A 20,574-nucleotide genomic window follows, 5' to 3' on the forward strand; every position below is an offset into this window, starting at 1 on the left:
TTGTTTTTGTGCTTCGCCAGCTTGAGTCGGTGGTTTAGGGGTAGCGGTTTCCCTCCTCTCTGAGCAGCGCCTGCAAGGTGTCCAGGCGGGCACCGTCGAAAGCCATGACGGTACCCTGCTCGAACACCCGGCGCGCCAGCCCGGTCAGCACCGCACCGGGTGGCAGTTCGATCTGTAGCCGCACGCCACGCTCGTAGGCGCTTTGCACCGTGCCACGCCAATCGACGATGCGGCACATGTTGAACGCCAGGTCGTCGCGCAAGGCCTCGCTGCTGATCACCGGCCGGGCTCGGCTGCCGCTGAGATAACCCAAGGCAGGTACTTTCAACGCCACTTCGGCGAACGCTTGGGCCAATGCCTGCGCCGGGGTCTGAAGCAATGGGCAATGGGACGGCACGCTCACCGCCAGCCGGCACGCCTTCCCGGCACCCAGGCTTCGCGCCTGTCTGGCAACGTTGCTCATGGCCTCGTCGCTGCCGGCAATGACCACCTGATTATCGGCATTGATGTTGGCCAGGTAGACCGGTGTGCGGTCGCTGTGCACCTGCGCCAGCAAGGCTTCCACTGCCGCGAGGTCCAGGCCGATGATCGCGGTCATGCCGTAGCCTTGCGGATACGCCTGCTGCATCAAGTCACCCCGCAGGCTGACCAACCGCAACGCATCGTCAAACCCCAGCGCACCGGCCACCACCGCCGCCGGATAGGCGCCGATGGACAGCCCCGCCACGTAGTCCGGCGCGGGCGCCTGTTCCAGCAACCGACGGGATGCCGCCACGCCGGCGATCAACAAACACAGCTGCACCGCACGGGTCGATTGCAGCGCCTCGGCACTGTCCAACTGCAGGACGTCCTCACCGAGCACGTCGTTCGCCTCGCCCAGAATTTGCGGCGCCAGGCCATGGAGCATGCCTGCTCGCTGCGCACCCTGGCCGGGGAACACCAAGAGGCTGCTCACGCGACCTGCTCCAGCGACGGCTGCCAAGGATCGCTCACCAACCTTGCCTGGACATCATCCTTGAGCAAGACCCGGCGCGCTGAACCCGCCCACTCGCGCAAGGCGACGGCGCCAAAAGGGGTCTGCAATTGCATGTCCACCGCACAAACCGACGTATCCAGTTGCCTCAGCAAATCCCTGGCCCGGAGGCGATCCAACGGCTGCGGCGTGCGCAGGATCAGGTCGAGGTCGCTGCGCTCATGCAACGCCTCGATACCACTGGCGAGCTCGAATCCCGCGCTACCGCTGACACCCCAGCTCCAGCCACTGGCGTCGAGCAGCGGGCGCAGGTGGGATAGCGCTTGCAGGGCCGGCAAGTCGCGGTGGGGCTCGACGTAGCACAAGTCCTCCGGACGCACCCGACGCTGGATGGCGGCCACCGGCATTGAGGTGGCATAACGTTGCTCCCGTGATGCACCTCGCACGCCCACCGCGACGTGCCCCGGTGTCGTCATTGCGCGCCGAATGACCACCGGTTGCCCGAGGCTGATGGATTCGACGGCCCACGCCGGCGTATCCGCAGACAACTGCGCCGGGGTCAGCCCCCAGAGCAAGTCATGGGCAAGCAAGACGTTCACCACTGCGCTCTCAGTAATTGGCGAACAGTGCTGGAGGCGGCGCGATGGGTCGCCCCCAGGCGACTGCGCAAGTCCCGAGGCGCCCCGGCAACATCGTTGATCGCCTGTTGCAGGCAATCGGTGACCCGCGCCAGATCCCTGGCCAGCGGCTGTTCGATTTGCTCAACCGACAAGGTTTCCCAGAGCAAACCCAGGCTGGCGAAGCTATCGATGTCATAAGCCATCGGCGGCACGCTGGCGGCCAACACCTCAAGCTCTTCGACACTGCGCAGGGTGACCCGCGCCGCCGAGGCCTTGCCCATGGCGTGGACCATCACCCCCGGGTCGCGTAGGGCAATCAGTCGGTTGGCCTGATAACCGTGGGCGAGGAACGCCCCGGACATCGCCTTGCCCACCAGCAAACCGATCACCGGATGCCCAGCCAGCCGCGCACGGGCATAGCTGTCCGCCGCGCCGGCCAGCGCCTGGTGAATGCCAAGCGCTTCTTCGCGCCGGCCATAAGCCTGGCTCGGCACATCGACAATGGCGATCAGCGCACGCTTGTGGGGGGCATTGCGGTCGGCGTCGATGGCGTCATCCACCGCCTTGGCCAGGCCCCAGCCTTCCAGCAGGCCAACTTCACCATTACGAGCGCGGGGAAAACGACTGTCGGGATCAGCGACCACCGCCAGCAGGCGCACATTGTGCTCACCCAGCTTGGTATCGGCGACTTTCAACGAAGCGGGCAATCCTTCCAACGGTTTGGCGCCGTCACTCAATGCCTCGAACCAGCGCAAGCCTCTTAATGAATACGCACTCATGGGCGTTCTCCCTGATACAACTGGCGAACCGCTGCCGGTTCGATTTGCACTTGCGTGTCCAATCGAGCCAGGCGCTGCAGGAACAGCTCGGCCTGGCCGCTGCGGTGTTCGGCGGGAACGCCCAGGTGCAGCAACTGGCTGACCTGTTGGCGGATCTGCGTGACATCATCGGCCGCATAACGGTCCACCAGTCCCGTGGCGAAACGCTGTTCACCGCCGGTCAGGCTCCAGATGAACGGCCGGTCGCGGGAGTCGTATTCGTCGATCCCGGCTTCCTGCTCGATCACTTGCGGGCCGTTCAGGCCCAGCCGCGCTTCCTGGGTCACCAGCAGATAACTGCACAGCCCGGCGGCGATGGACATGCCGCCAAAGCAACCAACGCTGCCGGCCACCACGCCGACCACCGGCTGATACTGACGCAGGTCGACGATCGCCGAATGAATCTCGGCAATCGCCGCCAACCCGAGGTTGGCCTCCTGCAAGCGCACGCCGCCGGTTTCCAGCAGCAATACGGCGCGGGTCGGGATGCCCTTGCGGTTGTCCTCGGCGGCCAGCTCCAGCGCGCCGGCAATCTTCGCCCCGCCGACTTCACCAAGGCTGCCACCCTGGAACGCCCCTTCAATGGCGGCGATCACCACCGGCAGGCCATCGAGCGAACCCTTGGCGATCACCACGCCGTCGTCGCTTTGCGGCACCACGCCTTGGCGCAACAGCCAGGGCGACATGATCCGCTGGAACGGGTCGAGCAGTTCACGAAAGGTACCGTCATCGAGCAAGGCTTTCGCCCGTTGCCGGGCGCCAAGTTCGACGAAGCTGTGCTTGTTGAGCAACGCTGCGCTGTCAGTCATGGCCGATCTCCTCGAAGCCCTGTTCCAGGCGCAAGCGCACCACGCCGGGGGTGGCACCAAAGTCGTGGATGTCGATAGACAGGGCTGGCGGCGTCTGGCCGTCGAACATGCGGGCGAACAGGTGCTGCCAGCGTTGTTCGCTGCCATTGACCGAGGTCTGCACCTGGATGGTCAGTTTGCCCGCCAGGCCCGGTTCGATCAGCACTTCCAGGTCGCCCGAGCCGACGCAGCCCACCAGCGCCCGGCCCCGTGGCGGCTGCCCGGCGGGAAATTCAAAGGATAAGGTTTCCATCAGCACACTCCAGGGAAGAGGCCATCGCCGCGTTCGATACGGTCGAGGAACAGGCAGGCGGCGAGCAAGTCGGCAGCGCCACCAGGCGAGGCGTTCAAGGCAATCAGTTGTTGGTCCAGTGCGTGCAACTGGCGGCGACCGCCCAGGCTCGCACTGCCACCGGCATCGAGTACCGCTTTGGCACCCTGTTGCATGGCCTGTAAACCCGGCTCGCCAGCGCGATAGAGCACACAGGTATCGGACAGGGTGGTCATGATCGCCAGCAAGGCATCGAGCCGCGCGTTCTGCTCACCGGCGCCCGCCGCGCGACTGCGCTTGAGTTGCGGCAAGCCCAGACCGGTAACGGCCGGGAACGCCAATTGCGCTTCTTCCCGGGCACCGCGCACGCCGTAGCGTTGGGCGACCTGGGCGCCGTGGCTCAAGGGCTGGGGCGCGTAGCGGTCGTTGAGCAAGGCCAGGCGGGCGGCACGTAAAGTGACGGAGCTGGCGACACTGGCTTCAGGCTCCAACGCTGTCGCGGCCACCAACAGGCCCAAGGCCCAGATCGCCCCCCGGTGGGTGTTCACGCCGTTGGTGGTCGCGAGCATCGCCGCTTCCCCCTCACGGCCGATCCGCCCAAGGGCTTCGCGCAACGGCAAGCCGATCTCACCACAGTCAAGGGCAGCGTCGGCCATTTCCTTGAATGCTGGCCACAGCGACAGCGCCGAGGCGTGCATCAGCCCCAGGTGCAGATCGGTATGAGCGCCATTGCCGCGACGATCCACCAGGGCCGGTTTCGGCGACAGGTCGGCTTCGTCGATCAGCGCATCCACCGCGATATCGGCCAGACGCTCGGCCAAGGACAATCTTTCAGATTGCAGGTTAAAGGCGTGCATTTACCAGCTCCTGAACTTGGCGGGCGGGTTGTAGAGGCCACCGGACCACTCCACCAGATCGGCCACGCTCTTGGCGGCCAGCAACTCACGGGTGGCGTCGGTGCGACGGATACCGAGGTCTTCGGGCAAGGCGATCAGCCCTTCGCGGCGCATGCGCGCGGTGTCTTTCGGGTCGTGACGCAGGCCGATGGCGGTGACCCCGGCCACGGCGGCGATCATCGCCTGGCGCTCCTCCAGGGAGCGGGCCTTATACAGGTAGGCAATGCCTTCCTCGGTCAGCAGATGGGTGACGTCGTCGCCATAGATCATGATCGGCGCCAGGGGCATGCCGGCCTTCTTCGCCACGTCCACCGCGTCGAGGGTCTCGACGAAGGTCGGTTTGCCGCCCTCCTGGAACGTCTCGACCATCTGCACCACCAGTTTCTTGCCACGCTCAAGCAGCGGCGCCTCGCCGTCGCCGTGGCGCATGTCGAGCCAGGCTGGCGTGCCGTGACGGCGACCACGGGGATCGTGGCCCATGTTCGGCGCACCACCAAAACCGGCCAGGCGACCACGGGTAACCGTCGAGGAATGTCCGTCGCCGTCCACCTGCAAGGTGGCGCCGATGAACAGGTCCACCGCGTACTGCCCGGCCAGTTGGCAGACCATGCGGTTGGAACGCAGCGAGCCGTCGCGTCCGGTGAAGAACACGTCGGGGCGGGCGGCGATGTAGTTTTCCATGCCCAGCTCGGTGCCGAAGCAATGCACGCTTTCGACCCAACCGCTTTCAATGGCCGGGATCAGGGTTGGGTGCGGATTGAGGGTCCAATTGCGGCAGATCTTGCCCTTCAGGCCGAGGGATTCGCCATAGGTGGGCAGGATCAGTTCAATGGCGGCGGTGTTGAAACCGATGCCGTGATTGAGGGACTGGACGTTGTGTTTTTCGTAGATCCCGCGGATCGCCATCATCGCCATCAGCACGTGCACAGGCTTGATGTGGCGCGGGTCGCGGGTGAACAGCGGCTCGATATAGAACGGCTTGTCGGCCACCACCACGAAATCGACCCAGGACGCCGGGATATCGACCCGTGGCAAGTCGCTGACGTCGTCCACCAACTGGTTGACCTGGACGATGACGATACCGTCACTGAACGCCGCCGGCTCGATCAGCGCCGGCGTGTCTTCAGTACTGGGGCCGGTGTAGATATTGCCGGCGCGGTCGGCCATGAAACCGGCCGAGAGCACCACGTTGGGAATCAGGTCCACCACCAATCGGGCATAGAGCTCGATGTAGGTGTGAATCGCGCCGATCTCCAGCAAACCGTCTTCGAGCAACTGGCTGATGCGCAGGCTCTGGGTGCCGGCGAAGGAGAAATCGAGCTTGCGGGCGATGCCGCGTTCGAACAGGTCCAGGTGCTCGGACCGGCCGACACTGGGCATGATCATGTGCAGATCGTGCAGCTTCGCCGGGTCGACTTTGGCCAGTGAGCGCGAGAGAAAATCCGCCTGCTTCTGGTTATTCCCCTCCAACACCACACGGTCGCCGGGCAGAATCAACGCCTCCAACGCCGCCACGATCTTGTCGGTGGGCAACACCACACCGTCGGCAAGCCCCTTCACCAGCTCGAGACGCCGCTGCTTTTCGCCGCGCCGCCGCGTCCAGCGCGAGTCGGGGGATATTGTTGTTGTCATGACCACTCCACGGGTTCGCTGTCGTGGGGGTCACATTAGGAGTGTTGGGGCGAGGGTATCAATCAAGCTTAGCGGCGGATCGTTACGGTTGGAGTAATGGTTTGCGATGAACACAAGTCAAAATGTGGGAGCGAGCTTGCTCGCGATAGCGGTGGGTCTGCTTGCATCAATGCTGAATGTACCGCCGCCTTCGCGAGCAAGCTTTGCTCAAACAGGTCCAGCCCAAACAGGTCTGATGGGTGTACACCGCCCGCAAGAGCCAGGCCGGCTGTCAGGCCGCCATCGCGAGCAAGCTCGCTCCCACAGTGGAGACGTGCATGGCTCAGGGTTTGTGGTGCTGAACCAATCCCGCGGCCACCACCAATTCTTCCAACGCCAACAAATCCGGCACCTTCGCCACATGCTCGCCCACCTGTACCGCTGCCTGCTCCAACCCACACAGCGGCACATCGACATAGCTCAACTGGGTATCGAGCTTGCAGGAGCGTGGGATGCCTTGCACCAGCAGCGCGATGAAACGCAACTCCGGGCGCCCGCCCAGGGCGTTGAGGATGACGATGCGCACCCGCTCGCCAATCACGGTTTTCTGGCCGCAGGCCGATTCGAAGCTCAGCAGCGGGATTTGCCGTTCGCGCCAACTCACCCACCCCAGGAACCACGGCGGGGTGTCCATATCGAAGGCGCTGCTCTGATAGTCGATCAGTTCGGCCACGGCCACGTTGGGCAGGATCAGGTGGCGGTCAGCCAGGGGCAGCAGCAGCCCGGTGAGGTGGTGGGTGCGATGCTCATGCATGGGTCTTGCTCCAGTGGGCGATGCTGTCGAGCAGCACCGATTCCTGGTACGGCTTGCCCAGGTAGTCGTTGACGCCGATGGCCATGGCGCGGTCGCGGTGTTTCTGGCCGGTGCGGGAGGTGATCATGATGATCGGCAGGTGCGCCAGGCGCGGGTCGTTGCGTACTTGCGTGGCCACTTCGAAGCCGTCCATGCGCGGCATCTCGATGTCCAGCAGCATCAGGTCCGGGGAGTGCTCGGCCAGCAGCGCCATGGCGTCCACGCCGTCCTTGGCGGTAAGGACGTGCATGCCATGGCGCTCCAGCAGGCGGCTGGTGACCTTGCGCACCGTCACCGAGTCGTCCACCACCAGCACCAGCAGCGGCCGCTGATGTTCGCCCTCGCCTTGCGTCGCTGCCGGCCGGCGCGGGACCTGATGGGGCAAGGCGCGGATCGGCGCCAGCAGGTCGAGGATCAATACCACCCGACCGTCGCCCAGGATGGTCGCCCCAGACAGGCCCTGCACCGCCGAGAACTGCGGGCCGAGGCTCTTGACCACGATCTCCCGGGTACCGGCGGTCGCGTCCACTTGCACCGCGATATGTCGCTCATTGCACTGCATCAGCAGCACTGGCAAGGGTTGGCTCTGGCCCAGCAATTTCGGGCGCGCGCCGGTTTTCAGCAGCTCACCCAGGTAGCACAGCTCATAACGCTGCCCAGCGTAGGTGTAGGTCGGCGGATCGCGCTGGTAATAGCCATCCAGTTCGGCGGGCAACACCCGGACGATGCTTTCGATGGTGTTCAGCGGAATCGCGTACTGATCTTCATGACACTGCACCATCAGTGCCCGGTTGACCGCCACGGTAAACGGCAAGCGAATGCGGAAATGCACGCCCTGCCCCGGCGTGGAGTCGATGACCATGCTGCCGCCCAGCTGTCGCACCTCTTCATGGACCACGTCCATGCCGACACCGCGCCCGGAGATCTGGGTGATTTTTTCCGCGGTGGAAAACCCCGGCTGCAGAATGAACTGCAGTACGTCGCGGTCGTTCATCTCGCTGTCAGGGGCGAGCAAGCCACGTTTGATCGCCTTGCGCCGCACGGCATCCAGCGGTACGCCAGCGCCATCGTCGCGGATGTCGAAAATGATGTCGCCGCCTTCCCGGGACAAGTCGAGGCTGATGCGCCCCCGGGCAGGTTTACCAGCGGCAATGCGTACATCAGCCGGCTCCAGGCCGTGGTCGACGGCGTTGCGCAGCATGTGCTCCAGAGGAGCAGCCATGCGCTCCAACACGTTGCGATCCATCTCACCGTCGGCATTGCCGACCACGAATTCCACGTCCTTGCCCAGCTCCTGGGCCACTTGCCGGACGATGCGTTTGAGGCGCGGCAACATGCGCTCGAACGGCACCATGCGCGTACGCATCAGGCCTTCCTGGAGTTCGGTGTTGATGCGCCCCTGCTGTTGCAGCAAATTCTCGGCATCGTGGTTACTGCGGTCGAGGGTTTCCTTGAGGTCGAGCAGGTCCGAGGCGGATTCGAACAGCGCCCGGGACAACTGCTGCAACTGGGAATGGCGATCCATCTCCAGCGGGTCGAACTCTTCGTACCCCAGACGTTCGGCCTCCACCTGCTGGCGGCTGAGAATCCGCCCCTGAGTTTCAGTGTCGAGGCGGCGCAATTGGTCGCGCATCCGTTCGATGGTGGTTTCCATCTCGCTCAACGCCACGCGCGCGTCGTTGACCTGCTGTTCGATGCGCCCACGGAAAATCGAGGTTTCCCCGGCCAGGTTCACCAAGTCATCGAGCAGTTCGGCAGAGACCTTGACCATGTCCGCACCGTCGCCCGGGGCCGCAGGCTCGGTTCTGGCGGGCACAGGCGGTGGGGCTACAGAGGGGACCGGTACCGGTTCTGGAATAGAGACGACTTCTGGCGCCTCGTGTTCCTGCGGATGATTCACCGCCTGGATCTGCTCGATCAGCCGGTCCGCCAACGGGCACGGGTGGCCGGCGCGCACCGCATCGAGCATCTGTGCGATTCGGTCATGGCTGCTTTGCAACAAGGCGAACAGCGCCGGGGTCGGTTGAAGCAGACCCGCCGACAGACCCTCATAAAGGTTTTCCAGCTCATGGGCCAGGTCGCCGATGGGTACGATTTCCACCATCCGCGCACCGCCCTTGAGGGTGTGCAAATCCCGCAGCAGGGTTTCCACGGCCTGGCGGTTCGAGGGTTCTTCCTGCCAGCGCAGCAACGCCGCACCCGAGCTGTCGAGGATGTCGAAGCCCTCTTCGAGGAAGATTTCCAACAGTTCCGGATCATGCCCGGCCCCGTCGCCCTGGGTCGGCCCGCCCGTCTCTATTGCGTTCGGTTTATCCTGACGGAAGCGGCGAATGGCATCGATCAGTGCCACCGGATCACCCAACGGCTGCCCCTGCTGCAACTGCCCGAGCAACAGGTCGAGGCGTTCGTGGCTGCTGTTGAGCAATTGCTCCAGCTCCTCACTGTGGCTGTAGCGGCGATCCACCAGCCCTTCGTACAGGTTTTCCAGTTCCTGGGCCAGGTCGGTCACCGGCCGCACGTCCGCCATCTTCGCGCCGCCCTTGAGGGTATGCAGGTCACGTTGCAGCGAGGACAGCGGCGCCCCATTCTCCGGATCGGCCAACCAGCGTTGCAGGGCCTGGGCGGCGCTTTCGAGAATGTCCTGGGCCTCTTCGAGAAAGATCGCGGCAATATCGTCGTCCACGGTGGTAGACGCCGGCGCACTGCGTTCAAGTTCAGCCGTCGCATTGCCCAATTCACGAATGCTCAGGGTGCGGCTGCCGTCGCTGCGGATCAGCCCGGTGGCCGATGGATCGAGGCTGGCCTCGAGCAGGCTGCGCAGCGCCTGCACCCGCTCGGGCTGCGGATGCACATGCTGCCCGGCCGCGAGTTCATCGAGCATGTCGATCAGCGCTTCATGGGCGCGCTGCGCCTCCTGGAAAAATCCGTCGCTGACCGCCAGGCTGCTTTCTTCCACCGCCCCATAGAGGTCAAGCAAGGCTTCACAGAGTTCGTCCACCGGGTGCAAATCGGCCAGGTGCGCGCCTTCGCCGAGGGTGGTCAACTCATCCAGCAACGCACTCAGCTCCTGGCCTTCGCCCGGGTGCTGCTGCCAGCGTTGCAACAGGCTTTCGGCGTCCAGCAGGATGTCCATGCCCTGGGCGAGGAAGTTGTTGATCAGTTGCGGATCACGCTTGGTTCGCAGCCCTTTGTCCGGTGCGCTGAGGGCTGTTTGCAGACGCTCGGCCAACAGGGCCTGGACGCGCTGAATCAGCGACTCGGCGCCGGGAATCGCGGCCAGCGGTTCGCTGTGCAACCGGCGCAGGCCCTGGCGCAGCAGGCCTTCGGCCTCCAGCAGCAGTTCGACCTCATCCAGGTCGAGGGCGATCAAGTGCGCCTTGTATTCCCGGGCCAGCTCGTCCATCGCGCCGGCCAGCTCGGCGATCGGCAGCACACCGGCCATGGATGCACTGCCCTTGAGAGTGTGCAAAGCCCGCTGCAGCTCATCGCTGGCCTGCAATGGCAGGTGGTCGGCAGTCTGGTCGAGAAATCGATTGAGGCTGGCGAGGTGACCCTGGGCTTCGGTGTCGAAGATCTTCAGCAGCAACGGATCAAGGGCGGCCACATCCTGCTCGTCTTCGTCTGCCTCGTCGCTGCCTTTGGCCAGGGCGTGGGCGCGAGCAGCCAGGCGGTCGACATCGTCGCGCTGGCGCTGGTGATTGGCAGCGAACTCGCTGACCAGGGTCGGCAACAACTGCACCGTTTCCTCGATCAATTGGCGAGCTGAAGCACTCGGTTCGACGCTGTGCTCCAGCACCCGGTTAAGCAGGTTTTCCACGGCCCAGGCCAGCTCTCCCAGCACCAACGCCCGGACCATCCGGCCGCTGCCCTTGAGGGTATGGAAGGCTCGGCGCAGCTCACTCAGGGCGCCATGGTCGTCGGGATGAGCGTTCCAACGCGGCAGGTATTCGCGCAGGACATCCAGCACTTCGCCAGTTTCCTCAAGAAAGACCTCACGCAACTCATCGTCCACCGGGTGTTCATCCACCGGCGGCGGTAGCAGGCTGCCAGGGGTGTTCCTGGCCGGAGGGTTGACCGCCAGGACCGGGCTGGCGAGCACTTCGGCCAGGGACTGCACAGTCTGCGGGTCATCCAGCTCCTGCAAGTCCTGCATCAACTGGGCTTCGTTGGGGCTCAGCACATCATCGAGCAATGGCACACGGGCTTCGTCGGGGAAATAGCCGAGCACAGCCAAGCTCTTTTCAACCACATCCAGCAAGGGCTCGCCAGGGGTTTGCGGGTCTTCGCTCAAACGCTCCAGGTAGTATTCGAGGCCAGTGATGGCATCGGCCAGGTGATCGAGTTCTTCCCAACCCGGCTGGGCATGGTCCAGCAGCAGGTGTTCGCGGATAAAACCGTTGCAAGCCTCCACCAGGCTGGCAGCGCGACTCAGGGGGATCATCGCCAGCGCGCCACGCACCTGGGTCAGCAGCGCCGGCAAGGGTTGCAATTGCTCGCTGTTCCAGTCGGCGTCGATGTAGTCGACGATCATGTCCTTGGCCTGTTGCAGGCAGGTGTGGGCTTCCTTGATGACGATCTGGTGAATCTGGGTCAGGTCGGTGGTGGGCAGGTGGGTCTCTTCGCGACTCTCCGGCTCGACGGTGCCGACCATGCCGGCCAGGGTCGCTTCGACATAGAGCAAGGCTCCAGCGACGTCCATGAGCGTTGCGTCATCCGGCTCGCGCTGGCCTTGGGCAAGGCTCAACACCACCGCCAATTGATCGATGATGACCTTGCGCGGCTGACCGAAGCCGAGCACCGCCAAGGTATCGGCGATCTGCCGCAGGGGCGCCAACAGGCTGTCCAGTTCAGAGGCGTGCTGGCGGTCGCTGCGTACGAACAGGTCAAGGCGCTCCTTGACCCGCACCAGCTCTTCGCAGAGCGCGGTGAGCACCGAGCGCATGGCATCGCGGTCGGGCCCGGCCAGACGCGCGCGTTCCTCGTCGACCATGGCGCTGTCGGGCAGCGCGTCGTCCAGTGAGTAGCGTTCTTTCATGATCTGCATCTGCCCGCTGGGATGTTCGGCCTTGGCAATATAGAACAACAAGCTCTTGAGCAAGTGTGGCGGTGCCGGTTGATTGATGCCAAGCATGCCCTGGTCCAGCAGGCGCTTGAGCTCCTTGTCGGTTTCCTTGAACAGGCTGCGCAACGCCGGGCTATTGGCGATGCGTCCGTCGCGAATGCCTTCGACCAGCGCCGAAGCCACCTGCCACAAGGCATTGAGTGGCGCCCCGGCACACAGCCCTTCCAGGCGAAGGAAAACTTTGGCCAGATACCCGAGGTGGGTGGCGTCATCCTGTTCACGCAACAGGCCCACCAGGGCCATTTGCAGGGTCTGGCGCAATTTGCGCAAGGTGTGTGGCAGGTCCGCCGGCTCGAGCCGCTTCAATGCCTCGTCGCTGAGCGCCGCGATGTCCGGCAGCTCGGGACTGAACAGGCTGGTCTCCGACAACAGGCTCTCGCCCCGGGCGCTGCGCAAGTCGTTGATCAGCGGCAGCACCACCAGCGGCAGGTCGCGTCGGGCGCCCTGGATGCGCTCCAGGTAGATCGGCAACTGGCCCAGGGACTGGCTCAACAGGCTGATGGCTTCGTCGCGATGGGCGATGCGGTTGTCCAGCAGGGCGGCGCACAGCTGCTCCATCTCCTCGGCCAGCAGCGCCGCACCATAGAACTCGACCATCAGCAGGCCGCCGTGGACCTGGTGAATGCAGGCCAGGCATTGCCCGAGGGCGTCCGACGCCTGCGGATCATCCACCAGCCGGTTGAGGGCCAGATGGGCCTGCTTCAGCGTTTCGGCAATCTCGCCCTTGACCCATTCGAGGGCCACATAGTCGTGCCGATCACCCATAACCACTCCAAATCAACAGTCGTATGCCTGTGGTACGGCCCAGAACCCCGTGGCGAGGGAGCTTGCTCGCGCTTGAGCGCGCAGCGCTCACAAAATCCCTGGGGCGGCTACGCCCCCCAGCGGGAGCAAGCTCCCTCGCCACAAAAGCACCCATGCCACAGGTAGATCCCCTCCCAGCAGACCAGTCACCCCTTGTCATCCTCAACCACCGGCCCCGCCGGCAAGGTAAACCCCGACACCGAACGACGCAGCTGGCTGGCCATTTTCGCCAGGTTGCCGATGCTCTCGGCGGTGGCGGTGGAGCCGGACGAGGTTTGCGTAGTGATCTGCTGGATCACGTTCATGGTCAAGGAAATCTGCCCCGCCGAGGTGGTCTGTTGCTGAGCCGCGTTGGAAATGCTCTGGATCAGCGCCGCCAGGGTCTTGGACACGCCTTCGATTTCCTCCAGCGCGACGCCGGCATCCTGGGCCAGCCGCGCGCCGCGCACCACTTCGGTGGTGGTCTGCTCCATGGAAATCACCGCCTCGTTGGTGTCGGCCTGGATCGCCCGCACCAGGGTCTCGATTTGCCGGGTCGCCGCCGAAGAGCGTTCCGCCAGGCGCTGCACTTCATCGGCCACCACCGCGAACCCGCGCCCGGCATCACCGGCCATGGACGCCTGGATCGCGGCGTTGAGCGCCAGGATGTTGGTCTGGTCGGCGATGTCGTCGATCAGGCTGACAATGTCGCCAATTTCCTGGGATGACTCACCCAGGCGCTTGATGCGCTTGGCGGTGTCCTGGATCTGCTCGCGAATGTTGTCCATGCCATGAATGGTGTTGTGCACCACCTCGTTGCCCTTGTTGGCGATTTCCACCGAGCGCTCGGCCACCGCCGACGATTCGGCGGCATTGGCCGAGACCTGGTCGATGGACTGGGCCATTTCATTAATTGAAGTCGAAGCTTCGCTGATCTGCTGGGCCTGATGCTCGGAAGCCTGGGCCAGGTGCATGGCCGTGGCCTGGGTCTCCTGCACCGCAGCGGCGACCTGGCCGGCGGTGAGGTTGATGGTGGCGACCAGGTCCCGCAGTTGATCCACCGAGTAATTGATGGAGTCAGCGATGGTGCCGGTGAAGTCTTCAGTGACCGACGCGGTGACGGTCAAATCGCCGTCGGCCAGGTCTTCGATTTCGTCCAGAAGACGCATGATCGCGTTCTGGTTGCGCTCGTTCTTTTCCGCGGTTTCGCGCAGTTGGCGGTTGGTTTCACGGACCATCACCAGCCCGATCAGGATGATCGACATCAGCGCCAGCAAGCCGAGCACATAGCCGCCAATGCTATTAACGGAGCGTCCGCCGGCCAGGTTCTCGAAGGCCGTGGCCAGGTGCGAGGCTTCGTCGAGCAGGGTTTGCGACAGGTTGAAGATGTTGCCGGCCGATTCACGAACCTTGAATAGCTCCGGGGAGGTTTCGAGGATTTCGTCCACCGAACCCGAGACAAACTCGAAGAGTTCACTGATTTCAGCCAGCCGTGCCCGGGCGTCGCGGTCCTGGACCTGGGAGATCTTCAAGGTCGGGTCGCCTTGCAACATGCCATTGAGCACCTGGCCGAAGCGTGCGGCGTCGCGACCAAAGGTGTCGGCGGCCTGGCTGGCGTTTTCGTCCCCGGCCAGCACGGTATTCACCGCGCCGAGAATCCGCTCGGCCAGCAGCGACTGACGCTGGGCCATGGCCACCTGGGCGGCGGGCGCGCCGCGCTGGAGCAGGATTTCGACGACTTTTTCGTACTCGACCTGCAACTGCGGCACGGTTTCGGCCAGGGTCGCCGCCACCTGATGCAGCGACAATACGGTCTGCTCGCTGGAGAGAATGGCGTCGGCGTTCTTCAGCAGGTGCTCCCAGTCCAGCTGCACGGCACGCATCTGCGGACGCAGAGTGGCGGGCGCCGGTGGCAGGCCGGTCACTGGATCACCCTGTTTCAGATAACCCCAGCGCTGGGCGAAATCATTGCGCGCGTCACTCAACAACTTGAACGCCGCAGGTTTGCCGGCGGCGGCTTCGGTGGCGTTCTTGGCGATGCGTTGGGACAGCACGCGCAATTCACCGGCGTGGCCGATGTACTGTTTGTCGTAGGTCGATTGAGTGTTGAGGTAAGCGAAATTGGCGAACAGCAGCATGATGAAGACAATCAGCGCGACGAACAGCACGATGATCTGCGAACGACTGCGCGACGCTTCCAGTGGCTTGCCTGTTTTTGCTTTGATCATCGGTTCTCGCCTGTACTGCCCAAGACCCCACCCCACCGCCACCCCATTGTGGGAGCGAGCTTGCTCGCGATGGCGCCAGCACAGTCAATATTGACGCAAGCTGTACCGCCGCTATCGCGAGCAAGCTCGCTCCCACAGGGGCCGCATTACGGCCTGTTAAATTGCCACATCCATGAACCCCGGCGAGCGCGTCAACGCAAACGGGCTGAACACTCGCCACTGGCGCTCGCCGCGAAAACGACCTTTGACGAAGGCCGCCTCCGGGCCGTCGAGATCGTCCGCAAGCGTCGTTTCCAAGCTGTCCTGGGCGAAATGCTGCAGCCCGAGGACCTCGTCCACCAACAACCCGGTGAACACCTCGTCGTGATCGACCACCAACACCCGCCGCTGCTTGCGCACCGACGAGAGCTCATGCCCGAAGAAACCGCACAGGTCCATCAGTGGCAACAATCGCCCACGCAGGTTAGCCACACCACGAACCCATGGCTTGACCCCGGGCAAGTGCGTGTAACGCGGCTCATGCAGCACTTCACTGACTTCGCCCATGGGCGCCACGTACCAGTGTTCACCCAAGCGAAAGCCGATGCCGCTCCAACCGGCGCGATGGGTCGGCTGGGAAGGCAGGTCCGCCCCCAGCAGCCGGCAGCGCCGATCGATCTGCAGTAGCAGCTCGAATGCCGTCAGGGATTGGCTCATGGCCGAGCCATCAACCCGCCAGCACTTTGTTCAAGGTCGCGATCAGGGTTTCTTCGTCCACCGGCTTGGTCAGGTAATCCTTCGCCCCTTGGCGCGTGCCCCAGACCTTGTCGGTGTCCTGGTCCTTGGTGGTGATGATGATCACCGGGATGTGCCCGGTGTCCGGGTCCTTGGTCAACTGGCGCGTGGCCTGGAAACCGTTGAGGCCGGGCATGACGATGTCCATCAGCACGGCATCGGGTTTTTCCTGGCGGGCCAGGGCCACGCCGTCGGCGCCGTTTTCGGCCTTCAGGACCTGATGGCCGTGCTTTTCCAGCATACCGGTCAGTTTGTACATTTCGGTCGGCGAATCATCGACGATCAGAATACGTGCCATGGTCTTCCCCATTTTTGTCGACCCCAGGCCCGTTGGCCGAGCGTCATTAATGTGCCTGGTGCGGCTGGACAGCGATAAAGCCCGGAACATGGGCCTGTATTGCCCCCAACAGTTCTTCCTTGCTGAACGGTTTGGTCAAAAACTGATCGGAACCGACGATGCGCCCCTTGGCCTTGTCGAACAACCCGTCCCGGGACGACAGCATGATCACCGGCGTGGCCTTGAACGCGCTGTTGTTCTTGATCAGGGCGCAGGTCTGGTAACCGTCCAGGCGCGGCATCATGATGTCGACAAAGATGATGCCCGGATGATGGTCGGCGATCTTGGCCAGGGCGTCGAAGCCGTCGATGGCCGTGATTACCTCGCACCCCACGTTGCGCAGCAGGGTTTCGGCGGTGCGGCGGATGGTCTTCGAGTCGTCGATGACCATGACCTTCAAGGCACTGGGTTGCTGCTGCGTAAGATGCTCTGCCATTGCCACTGCTGACCGGTTTTTAACGCTTAAGAGTGAACGACAGCGCAAACCCTTGATGTTCAAGGCCCGCACGTCACATGGCAGCCTTTTTAGCACAGTCTCCATCGCCGATCTATCGGCCGCTCGGCGCGGTGGTTTTTCCTTGACCGCCAAACTTCCGGGCGCCACTCTGACGCCACTTTTTCACGCCATTTGTGCCCATCAAATTTTCGAGGAACCAAGCCATGAGCGTACGCGTCGGCATTGTCATGGACCCTATCGCCAGCATTTCCTATAAAAAGGATAGCTCGCTGGCCATGCTGCTGGCCGCTCAAAAGCGCGGCTGGGAGCTGTTCTACATGGAGCAGCGTGACCTCTACCAGGCCGAAGGCCAGGCGCGGGCGCGGATGAAGCCGCTGAAAGTCTTCGCCAACCCCGAAAAATGGTTTGAGCTGGGCACCGAAAGCGATGCGCTGCTGAGCGACCTGGACGTGATCCTGATGCGCAAGGATCCGCCATTCGACATGGAGTTCGTCTACTCCACCTACCTGCTTGAGCAAGCCGAAAACGCCGGTGTACTGGTGGTCAACAAGCCCCAGAGCCTGCGCGACTGCAACGAAAAACTGTTCGCCACGCTGTTCCCGCAGTGCACGCCGCCGACCATCGTCAGCCGGCGCCCGGATGTGCTGCGTGAATTTGCCGATCATCACGGCGACGTGATCCTCAAGCCCCTGGACGGCATGGGCGGCTCCTCGATCTTCCGACACACCGCCGGCCACCCGAACCTCTCGGTGATCCTGGAAACCCTGACCTTGCACGGCAAGCAGCAGATCATGATCCAGGGTTACCTGCCGGCCATCATCGACGGCGACAAACGCATCCTGATGATCGACGGCGAACCAGTGGATTATTGCCTGGCGCGCATCCCGGCAGCCGGCGAAACCCGCGGTAACCTGGCGGCCGGCGGTCGGGGCGAAGCCCGTCCGTTGACCGAGAAGGACCGCTGGATCGCGGCCCAGGTCGGCCCGACCCTGCGCGAGAAAGGCCTGTTGTTCGTGGGCCTGGACGTGATTGGCGAGCATTTGACGGAAATCAACGTCACCAGCCCGACCTGCATCCGCGAAATCGACAACGCCTTTGGCACTGACATCGGCGGGATGCTGATGGATGCCATCGATCAGAAGCTCAAGGCTCGTTGATCCAGATCCTGCTGAAGGAAACCCACATTGCGTTATCATGCCCGGCCTGAAAAAAACGCGATGTTGGTTTCCTTGTCATGACTCTCCCGTCCGATCTGCCCCAAGAGCTCGCCCATCGTGGCGTGCGCCCGGCTGATCGCCTCGGTTTTACCCTGTTCCTGGCAGCGCTGATCCACCTGGCCCTGCTGCTGGGCGTCGGCTTTGCCACGGTCGAACCCAAACAGATCAGCCAGACCCTGGAAATCACCCTGGCCACCTTCAAGAGCGAGATCAAGCCCAAGAAGGCCGATTTCCTGGCCCAGGAAAACCAGCAAGGCAGCGGCACCCTGGAAAAAAAGGCGATCCCCAAGACCACCGAGATCGCGCCATTCCAGGACAACACGGTGCAGAAAGTCACCCCGCCGCCGTCGGCCAAGCCCGAGGTGCAGGAGACCGCGCCCAAGGCCGCCGTGACCACTGTGGCACCGAAGCCGAAAAAAGCCCCGGTCAAGGAAGAGGTCAAGCCCGATCCCAAGCCCAAGGTCCCGGCACCGACTTTCGACAGTTCCCAACTGTCCAGTGACATCGCCAGCCTGGAAGCCGAACTGGCCCAGGAACAGCAGCTGTACGCCAAACGCCCGCGCATCCACCGCCTGAGCGCCGCCTCGACCATGCGCGACAAGGGCGCCTGGTATAAGGACGAATGGCGCAAGAAGGTCGAGCGCATCGGCAACCTCAACTACCCCGACGAAGCCCGGCGCAAACAGATCTACGGCAACCTGCGGCTAATGGTCTCGATCAACCGCGACGGTTCGTTGTATGAAGTGCTGGTGCTGGAATCCTCCGGCCAGCCGCTGCTGGACCAGGCGGCCCAGCGGATCGTGCGCCTGGCCGCGCCGTTCGCGCCGTTTACCGGGGATTTGTCGGACATCGACCGCCTGGAAATCATCCGCACCTGGAAATTCGCCCGGGGCGACCGCCTTTCCAGCAACTGAACTGCCGCCAATCCCTTGTGGGAGCGGGCTTGCTCGCGAAGACGGCAGTCCTGCCCCAAGAGCGCTGTCGGATGTACCGGCCCCTTCGCGAGCAAGCCCGCTCCCACAGTGGAGATGTGCATGGCTCGGGGTTTCTGGTGCTCCCACATTTGATCGGTGTCGCCAGCCAGTTCGAGGTATTTCCTGCACATCCCCAGCTTGTCAGTTCGCCCCTGCGCCGCCACACTAGCGCCTATGAAAAACGTCAGCCCCACCTACCTCAAGCATCACTTCCTGATCGCCATGCCGCACATGGCCGATCCGAACTTTGCCCATACCTTGACCTACATCGTCGAGCACACGGCCAATGGGGCCATGGGGCTGGTGATCAATCGCCCGCAGGAACTGAACCTGGCGGACATTCTTGAGCAGTTGCGTCCCGACATCGAGCCGCCACTCCTGTGCCAGCATGTGCCGATTTTCATCGGCGGCCCGGTGCAGACCGACCGCGGTTTCGTGCTCCATCCGTCGGGGCCGAGCTACCAGGCCACCGTGGACCTGGACGGCATCTCGCTGTCCACCTCCCAGGACGTGCTGTTCGCCATCGCCGATGGCGTCGGTCCGGCAAAAAGCCTGATCGCCCTCGGCTATGCCGGTTGGGAAGCCGGGCAACTGGAAGCCGAGCTGGCCGATAACGCCTGGCTGACCTGCCCGTTCGACGCCGACATCCTGTTCAACACCAGCAGCGAACTGCGCCTGGAAGCGGCGGCCAGCCGGTTGGGGGTCAACCTCAGCCTGCTCACCAGCCAGGCAGGACACGCCTGATGGCCCTGCGCTTGCTGCTGGGCTTCGACTACGGCACCAAACAGATCGGCGTGGCGGTCGGCCAGGTCATTACCGGCCAGGCCCGCGAGCTGTGCACGCTGAAGGCGCAGAATGGCGTTCCGGACTGGAACCAGGTCGAAGCGCTGATCAAGGAATGGAAGCCCGACGCCGTGGTGGTCGGCCTGCCGCTGAACATGGATGGCACGCCCAGCGATATGTGTCTGCGCGCCGAAAAATTCGCCCGCAGGCTCAATGGCCGCTTCAACTTGCCCTTCTATACCCATGACGAACGCCTGACCACCTTCGAAGCCAAGGGCGAGCGCCTGGTGCGTGGTGGGCAGAAAGGCAGTTACCGCGACAACCCGGTGGACGCCATCGCGGCCGCCCTGCTGCTGCAAGGCTGGCTCGACGCCAACACCGCTCTGTTTGAAACCTGATTTTTTTACAAAGCGCCGCCAAGGCGCTTTCTTTTAGCGATAAGCCGCGCCACTCACCACCGGCCCGGGAACCTGAAGGAGCCAGCATGAGCCTGCCCAATCCTGCCGAACTGATCAGCCAGATGGCGATTCGTCTCACGGCGCACCTGGAACACCGCGGCATCAGCGAACCGCGCTACATCGGTATTCGCACCGGTGGCGTCTGGGTCGCCCAGGCCTTGCTCGATGAACTGGGCAGCCAATCGCCCTTGGGCACCCTGGATGTGTCGTTCTACCGCGACGACTTCAGCCAGAACGGCCTGCACCCGCAAGTGCGCCCTTCGGCCCTGCCGTTCGAGATCGAAGGCCAGCATCTGGTATTGATCGACGACGTGCTGATGAGTGGCCGGACCATCCGCGCCGCCATGAACGAACTGTTCGACTATGGCCGCCCGGCCAGTGTGACCCTGGTGTGCCTGCTGGACCTGGACGCCGGCGAGCTGCCGATTCGCCCGAACGTGGTCGGCGCGACGCTGACGCTGGCGGCCCACGAGCGGGTCAAGCTCTCCGGCCCCTCGCCGCTGCAACTCGAACTGCAAGACCTTGCCCTTTAACTGCCCTTGTAAGAGTCC

General features: G+C 63.6%; 18 protein-coding genes. 5 read left to right on the forward strand and 13 right to left on the reverse strand.

The window, feature by feature from the left end; all coding sequences use genetic code 11:
• Positions 1 to 34 precede the first annotated feature (34 nt).
• The 13 genes from mdcH to EPZ47_RS27980 form a co-directional block, all read right to left on the reverse strand.
• Positions 35 to 955 carry a malonate decarboxylase subunit epsilon gene (gene mdcH / locus EPZ47_RS27915; RefSeq protein ID WP_135847604.1) on the reverse strand — a complete coding sequence of 307 codons (921 nt, stop codon included), beginning with the start codon at positions 953 to 955 and terminating at the stop codon, positions 35 to 37.
• Positions 952 to 1,575: a malonate decarboxylase holo-ACP synthase gene (locus EPZ47_RS27920; RefSeq protein WP_238346690.1), complete on the reverse strand. Its 624-nt coding sequence runs from the start codon at positions 1,573 to 1,575 to the stop codon at positions 952 to 954. Before EPZ47_RS27920 ends, mdcH begins: the two co-directional genes overlap by 4 nt.
• Positions 1,569 to 2,372 (reverse strand): biotin-independent malonate decarboxylase subunit gamma, encoded by an 804-nt coding sequence (mdcE, locus tag EPZ47_RS27925; protein ID WP_135847606.1) that lies wholly within the window; start codon positions 2,370 to 2,372, stop codon positions 1,569 to 1,571. Before mdcE ends, EPZ47_RS27920 begins: the two co-directional genes overlap by 7 nt.
• Positions 2,369 to 3,220, reverse strand: coding sequence for a biotin-independent malonate decarboxylase subunit beta (locus EPZ47_RS27930; protein WP_135847607.1), 852 nt, complete (start codon positions 3,218 to 3,220; stop codon positions 2,369 to 2,371). Before EPZ47_RS27930 ends, mdcE begins: the two co-directional genes overlap by 4 nt.
• Positions 3,213 to 3,512 carry a malonate decarboxylase subunit delta gene (locus EPZ47_RS27935; protein WP_003206454.1) on the reverse strand — a complete coding sequence of 100 codons (300 nt, stop codon included), beginning with the start codon at positions 3,510 to 3,512 and terminating at the stop codon, positions 3,213 to 3,215. The genes EPZ47_RS27930 and EPZ47_RS27935 overlap by 8 nt, the downstream gene beginning before the upstream one ends.
• Complete coding sequence (locus EPZ47_RS27940) at positions 3,512 to 4,387, reverse strand: triphosphoribosyl-dephospho-CoA synthase (RefSeq protein WP_135847608.1); 876 nt, start codon at positions 4,385 to 4,387, stop codon at positions 3,512 to 3,514. Before EPZ47_RS27940 ends, EPZ47_RS27935 begins: the two co-directional genes overlap by 1 nt.
• Complete coding sequence (gene mdcA / locus EPZ47_RS27945; RefSeq protein WP_135847609.1) at positions 4,388 to 6,058, reverse strand: malonate decarboxylase subunit alpha; 1,671 nt, start codon at positions 6,056 to 6,058, stop codon at positions 4,388 to 4,390.
• 322 nt (positions 6,059 to 6,380) lie between these two features.
• Complete coding sequence (locus EPZ47_RS27955; RefSeq protein ID WP_135847610.1) at positions 6,381 to 6,851, reverse strand: chemotaxis protein CheW; 471 nt, start codon at positions 6,849 to 6,851, stop codon at positions 6,381 to 6,383.
• Complete coding sequence (locus tag EPZ47_RS27960) at positions 6,844 to 12,777, reverse strand: Hpt domain-containing protein (protein WP_135847611.1); 5,934 nt, start codon at positions 12,775 to 12,777, stop codon at positions 6,844 to 6,846. The genes EPZ47_RS27955 and EPZ47_RS27960 overlap by 8 nt, the downstream gene beginning before the upstream one ends.
• Before the next feature lie 185 nt (positions 12,778 to 12,962).
• Positions 12,963 to 15,023 carry a methyl-accepting chemotaxis protein gene (locus EPZ47_RS27965; protein WP_135847612.1) on the reverse strand — a complete coding sequence of 687 codons (2,061 nt, stop codon included), beginning with the start codon at positions 15,021 to 15,023 and terminating at the stop codon, positions 12,963 to 12,965.
• Between the two features lie 156 nt (positions 15,024 to 15,179).
• Positions 15,180 to 15,719: a chemotaxis protein CheW gene (locus EPZ47_RS27970; protein WP_135847613.1), complete on the reverse strand. Its 540-nt coding sequence runs from the start codon at positions 15,717 to 15,719 to the stop codon at positions 15,180 to 15,182.
• Positions 15,720 to 15,729: 10 nt separating this feature from the next.
• On the reverse strand, positions 15,730 to 16,095 hold the full coding sequence (gene pilH, locus EPZ47_RS27975; protein WP_058544375.1) for a twitching motility response regulator PilH: 366 nt from the start codon (positions 16,093 to 16,095) through the stop codon (positions 15,730 to 15,732).
• A 46-nt stretch (positions 16,096 to 16,141) separates the two neighbouring features.
• Positions 16,142 to 16,570: a response regulator gene (locus EPZ47_RS27980; protein ID WP_135847614.1), complete on the reverse strand. Its 429-nt coding sequence runs from the start codon at positions 16,568 to 16,570 to the stop codon at positions 16,142 to 16,144.
• Between the two features lie 224 nt (positions 16,571 to 16,794).
• Here EPZ47_RS27980 and gshB point away from each other — a divergent pair, with 224 nt between their 5' ends.
• From gshB to pyrR, 5 genes are all read left to right on the forward strand, one after another.
• Entirely contained in the window at positions 16,795 to 17,748 is a 954-nt protein-coding gene (gshB, locus tag EPZ47_RS27985) for a glutathione synthase (RefSeq protein ID WP_135847615.1), read from the forward strand.
• Between the two features lie 77 nt (positions 17,749 to 17,825).
• Positions 17,826 to 18,722 carry an energy transducer TonB gene (locus EPZ47_RS27990; RefSeq protein WP_135847616.1) on the forward strand — a complete coding sequence of 299 codons (897 nt, stop codon included), beginning with the start codon at positions 17,826 to 17,828 and terminating at the stop codon, positions 18,720 to 18,722.
• Between the two features lie 234 nt (positions 18,723 to 18,956).
• Positions 18,957 to 19,526, forward strand: coding sequence for a YqgE/AlgH family protein (locus EPZ47_RS27995; RefSeq protein WP_135847617.1), 570 nt, complete (start codon positions 18,957 to 18,959; stop codon positions 19,524 to 19,526).
• Complete coding sequence (ruvX, locus tag EPZ47_RS28000) at positions 19,526 to 19,963, forward strand: Holliday junction resolvase RuvX (RefSeq protein ID WP_030137904.1); 438 nt, start codon at positions 19,526 to 19,528, stop codon at positions 19,961 to 19,963. Before EPZ47_RS27995 ends, ruvX begins: the two co-directional genes overlap by 1 nt.
• 86 nt (positions 19,964 to 20,049) lie before the next feature.
• Positions 20,050 to 20,556 (forward strand): bifunctional pyr operon transcriptional regulator/uracil phosphoribosyltransferase PyrR, encoded by a 507-nt coding sequence (gene pyrR, locus EPZ47_RS28005; RefSeq protein WP_135847618.1) that lies wholly within the window; start codon positions 20,050 to 20,052, stop codon positions 20,554 to 20,556.
• Positions 20,557 to 20,574 lie beyond the last annotated feature (18 nt).

This window comes from Pseudomonas viciae (assembly GCF_004786035.1).
Taxonomy (GTDB): Bacteria; Pseudomonadota; Gammaproteobacteria; order Pseudomonadales; family Pseudomonadaceae; genus Aquipseudomonas; species Aquipseudomonas viciae.

Excerpts from the sequence above, each read along its gene's own strand:
- mdcE (WP_135847606.1), bottom strand. The coding sequence starts at position 2,372 with ATGAGTGCGTATTCATTAAGAGGCTTGCGCTGGTTCGAGGCATTGAGT.
- EPZ47_RS27930 (WP_135847607.1), bottom strand. The coding sequence starts at position 3,220 with ATGACTGACAGCGCAGCGTTGCTCAACAAGCACAGCTTCGTCGAACTT.
- EPZ47_RS27935 (WP_003206454.1), bottom strand. The coding sequence starts at position 3,512 with ATGGAAACCTTATCCTTTGAATTTCCCGCCGGGCAGCCGCCACGGGGC.
- EPZ47_RS27940 (WP_135847608.1), bottom strand. The coding sequence starts at position 4,387 with ATGCACGCCTTTAACCTGCAATCTGAAAGATTGTCCTTGGCCGAGCGT.
- mdcA (WP_135847609.1), bottom strand. The coding sequence starts at position 6,058 with ATGACAACAACAATATCCCCCGACTCGCGCTGGACGCGGCGGCGCGGC.
- EPZ47_RS27955 (WP_135847610.1), bottom strand. The coding sequence starts at position 6,851 with ATGCATGAGCATCGCACCCACCACCTCACCGGGCTGCTGCTGCCCCTG.
- EPZ47_RS27960 (WP_135847611.1), bottom strand. The coding sequence starts at position 12,777 with ATGGGTGATCGGCACGACTATGTGGCCCTCGAATGGGTCAAGGGCGAG.
- EPZ47_RS27965 (WP_135847612.1), bottom strand. The coding sequence starts at position 15,023 with ATGATCAAAGCAAAAACAGGCAAGCCACTGGAAGCGTCGCGCAGTCGT.
- EPZ47_RS27970 (WP_135847613.1), bottom strand. The coding sequence starts at position 15,719 with ATGAGCCAATCCCTGACGGCATTCGAGCTGCTACTGCAGATCGATCGG.
- pilH (WP_058544375.1), bottom strand. The coding sequence starts at position 16,095 with ATGGCACGTATTCTGATCGTCGATGATTCGCCGACCGAAATGTACAAA.
- EPZ47_RS27980 (WP_135847614.1), bottom strand. The coding sequence starts at position 16,570 with ATGGCAGAGCATCTTACGCAGCAGCAACCCAGTGCCTTGAAGGTCATG.
- gshB (WP_135847615.1), top strand. The coding sequence starts at position 16,795 with ATGAGCGTACGCGTCGGCATTGTCATGGACCCTATCGCCAGCATTTCC.
- EPZ47_RS27990 (WP_135847616.1), top strand. The coding sequence starts at position 17,826 with ATGACTCTCCCGTCCGATCTGCCCCAAGAGCTCGCCCATCGTGGCGTG.
- EPZ47_RS27995 (WP_135847617.1), top strand. The coding sequence starts at position 18,957 with ATGAAAAACGTCAGCCCCACCTACCTCAAGCATCACTTCCTGATCGCC.
- ruvX (WP_030137904.1), top strand. The coding sequence starts at position 19,526 with ATGGCCCTGCGCTTGCTGCTGGGCTTCGACTACGGCACCAAACAGATC.
- pyrR (WP_135847618.1), top strand. The coding sequence starts at position 20,050 with ATGAGCCTGCCCAATCCTGCCGAACTGATCAGCCAGATGGCGATTCGT.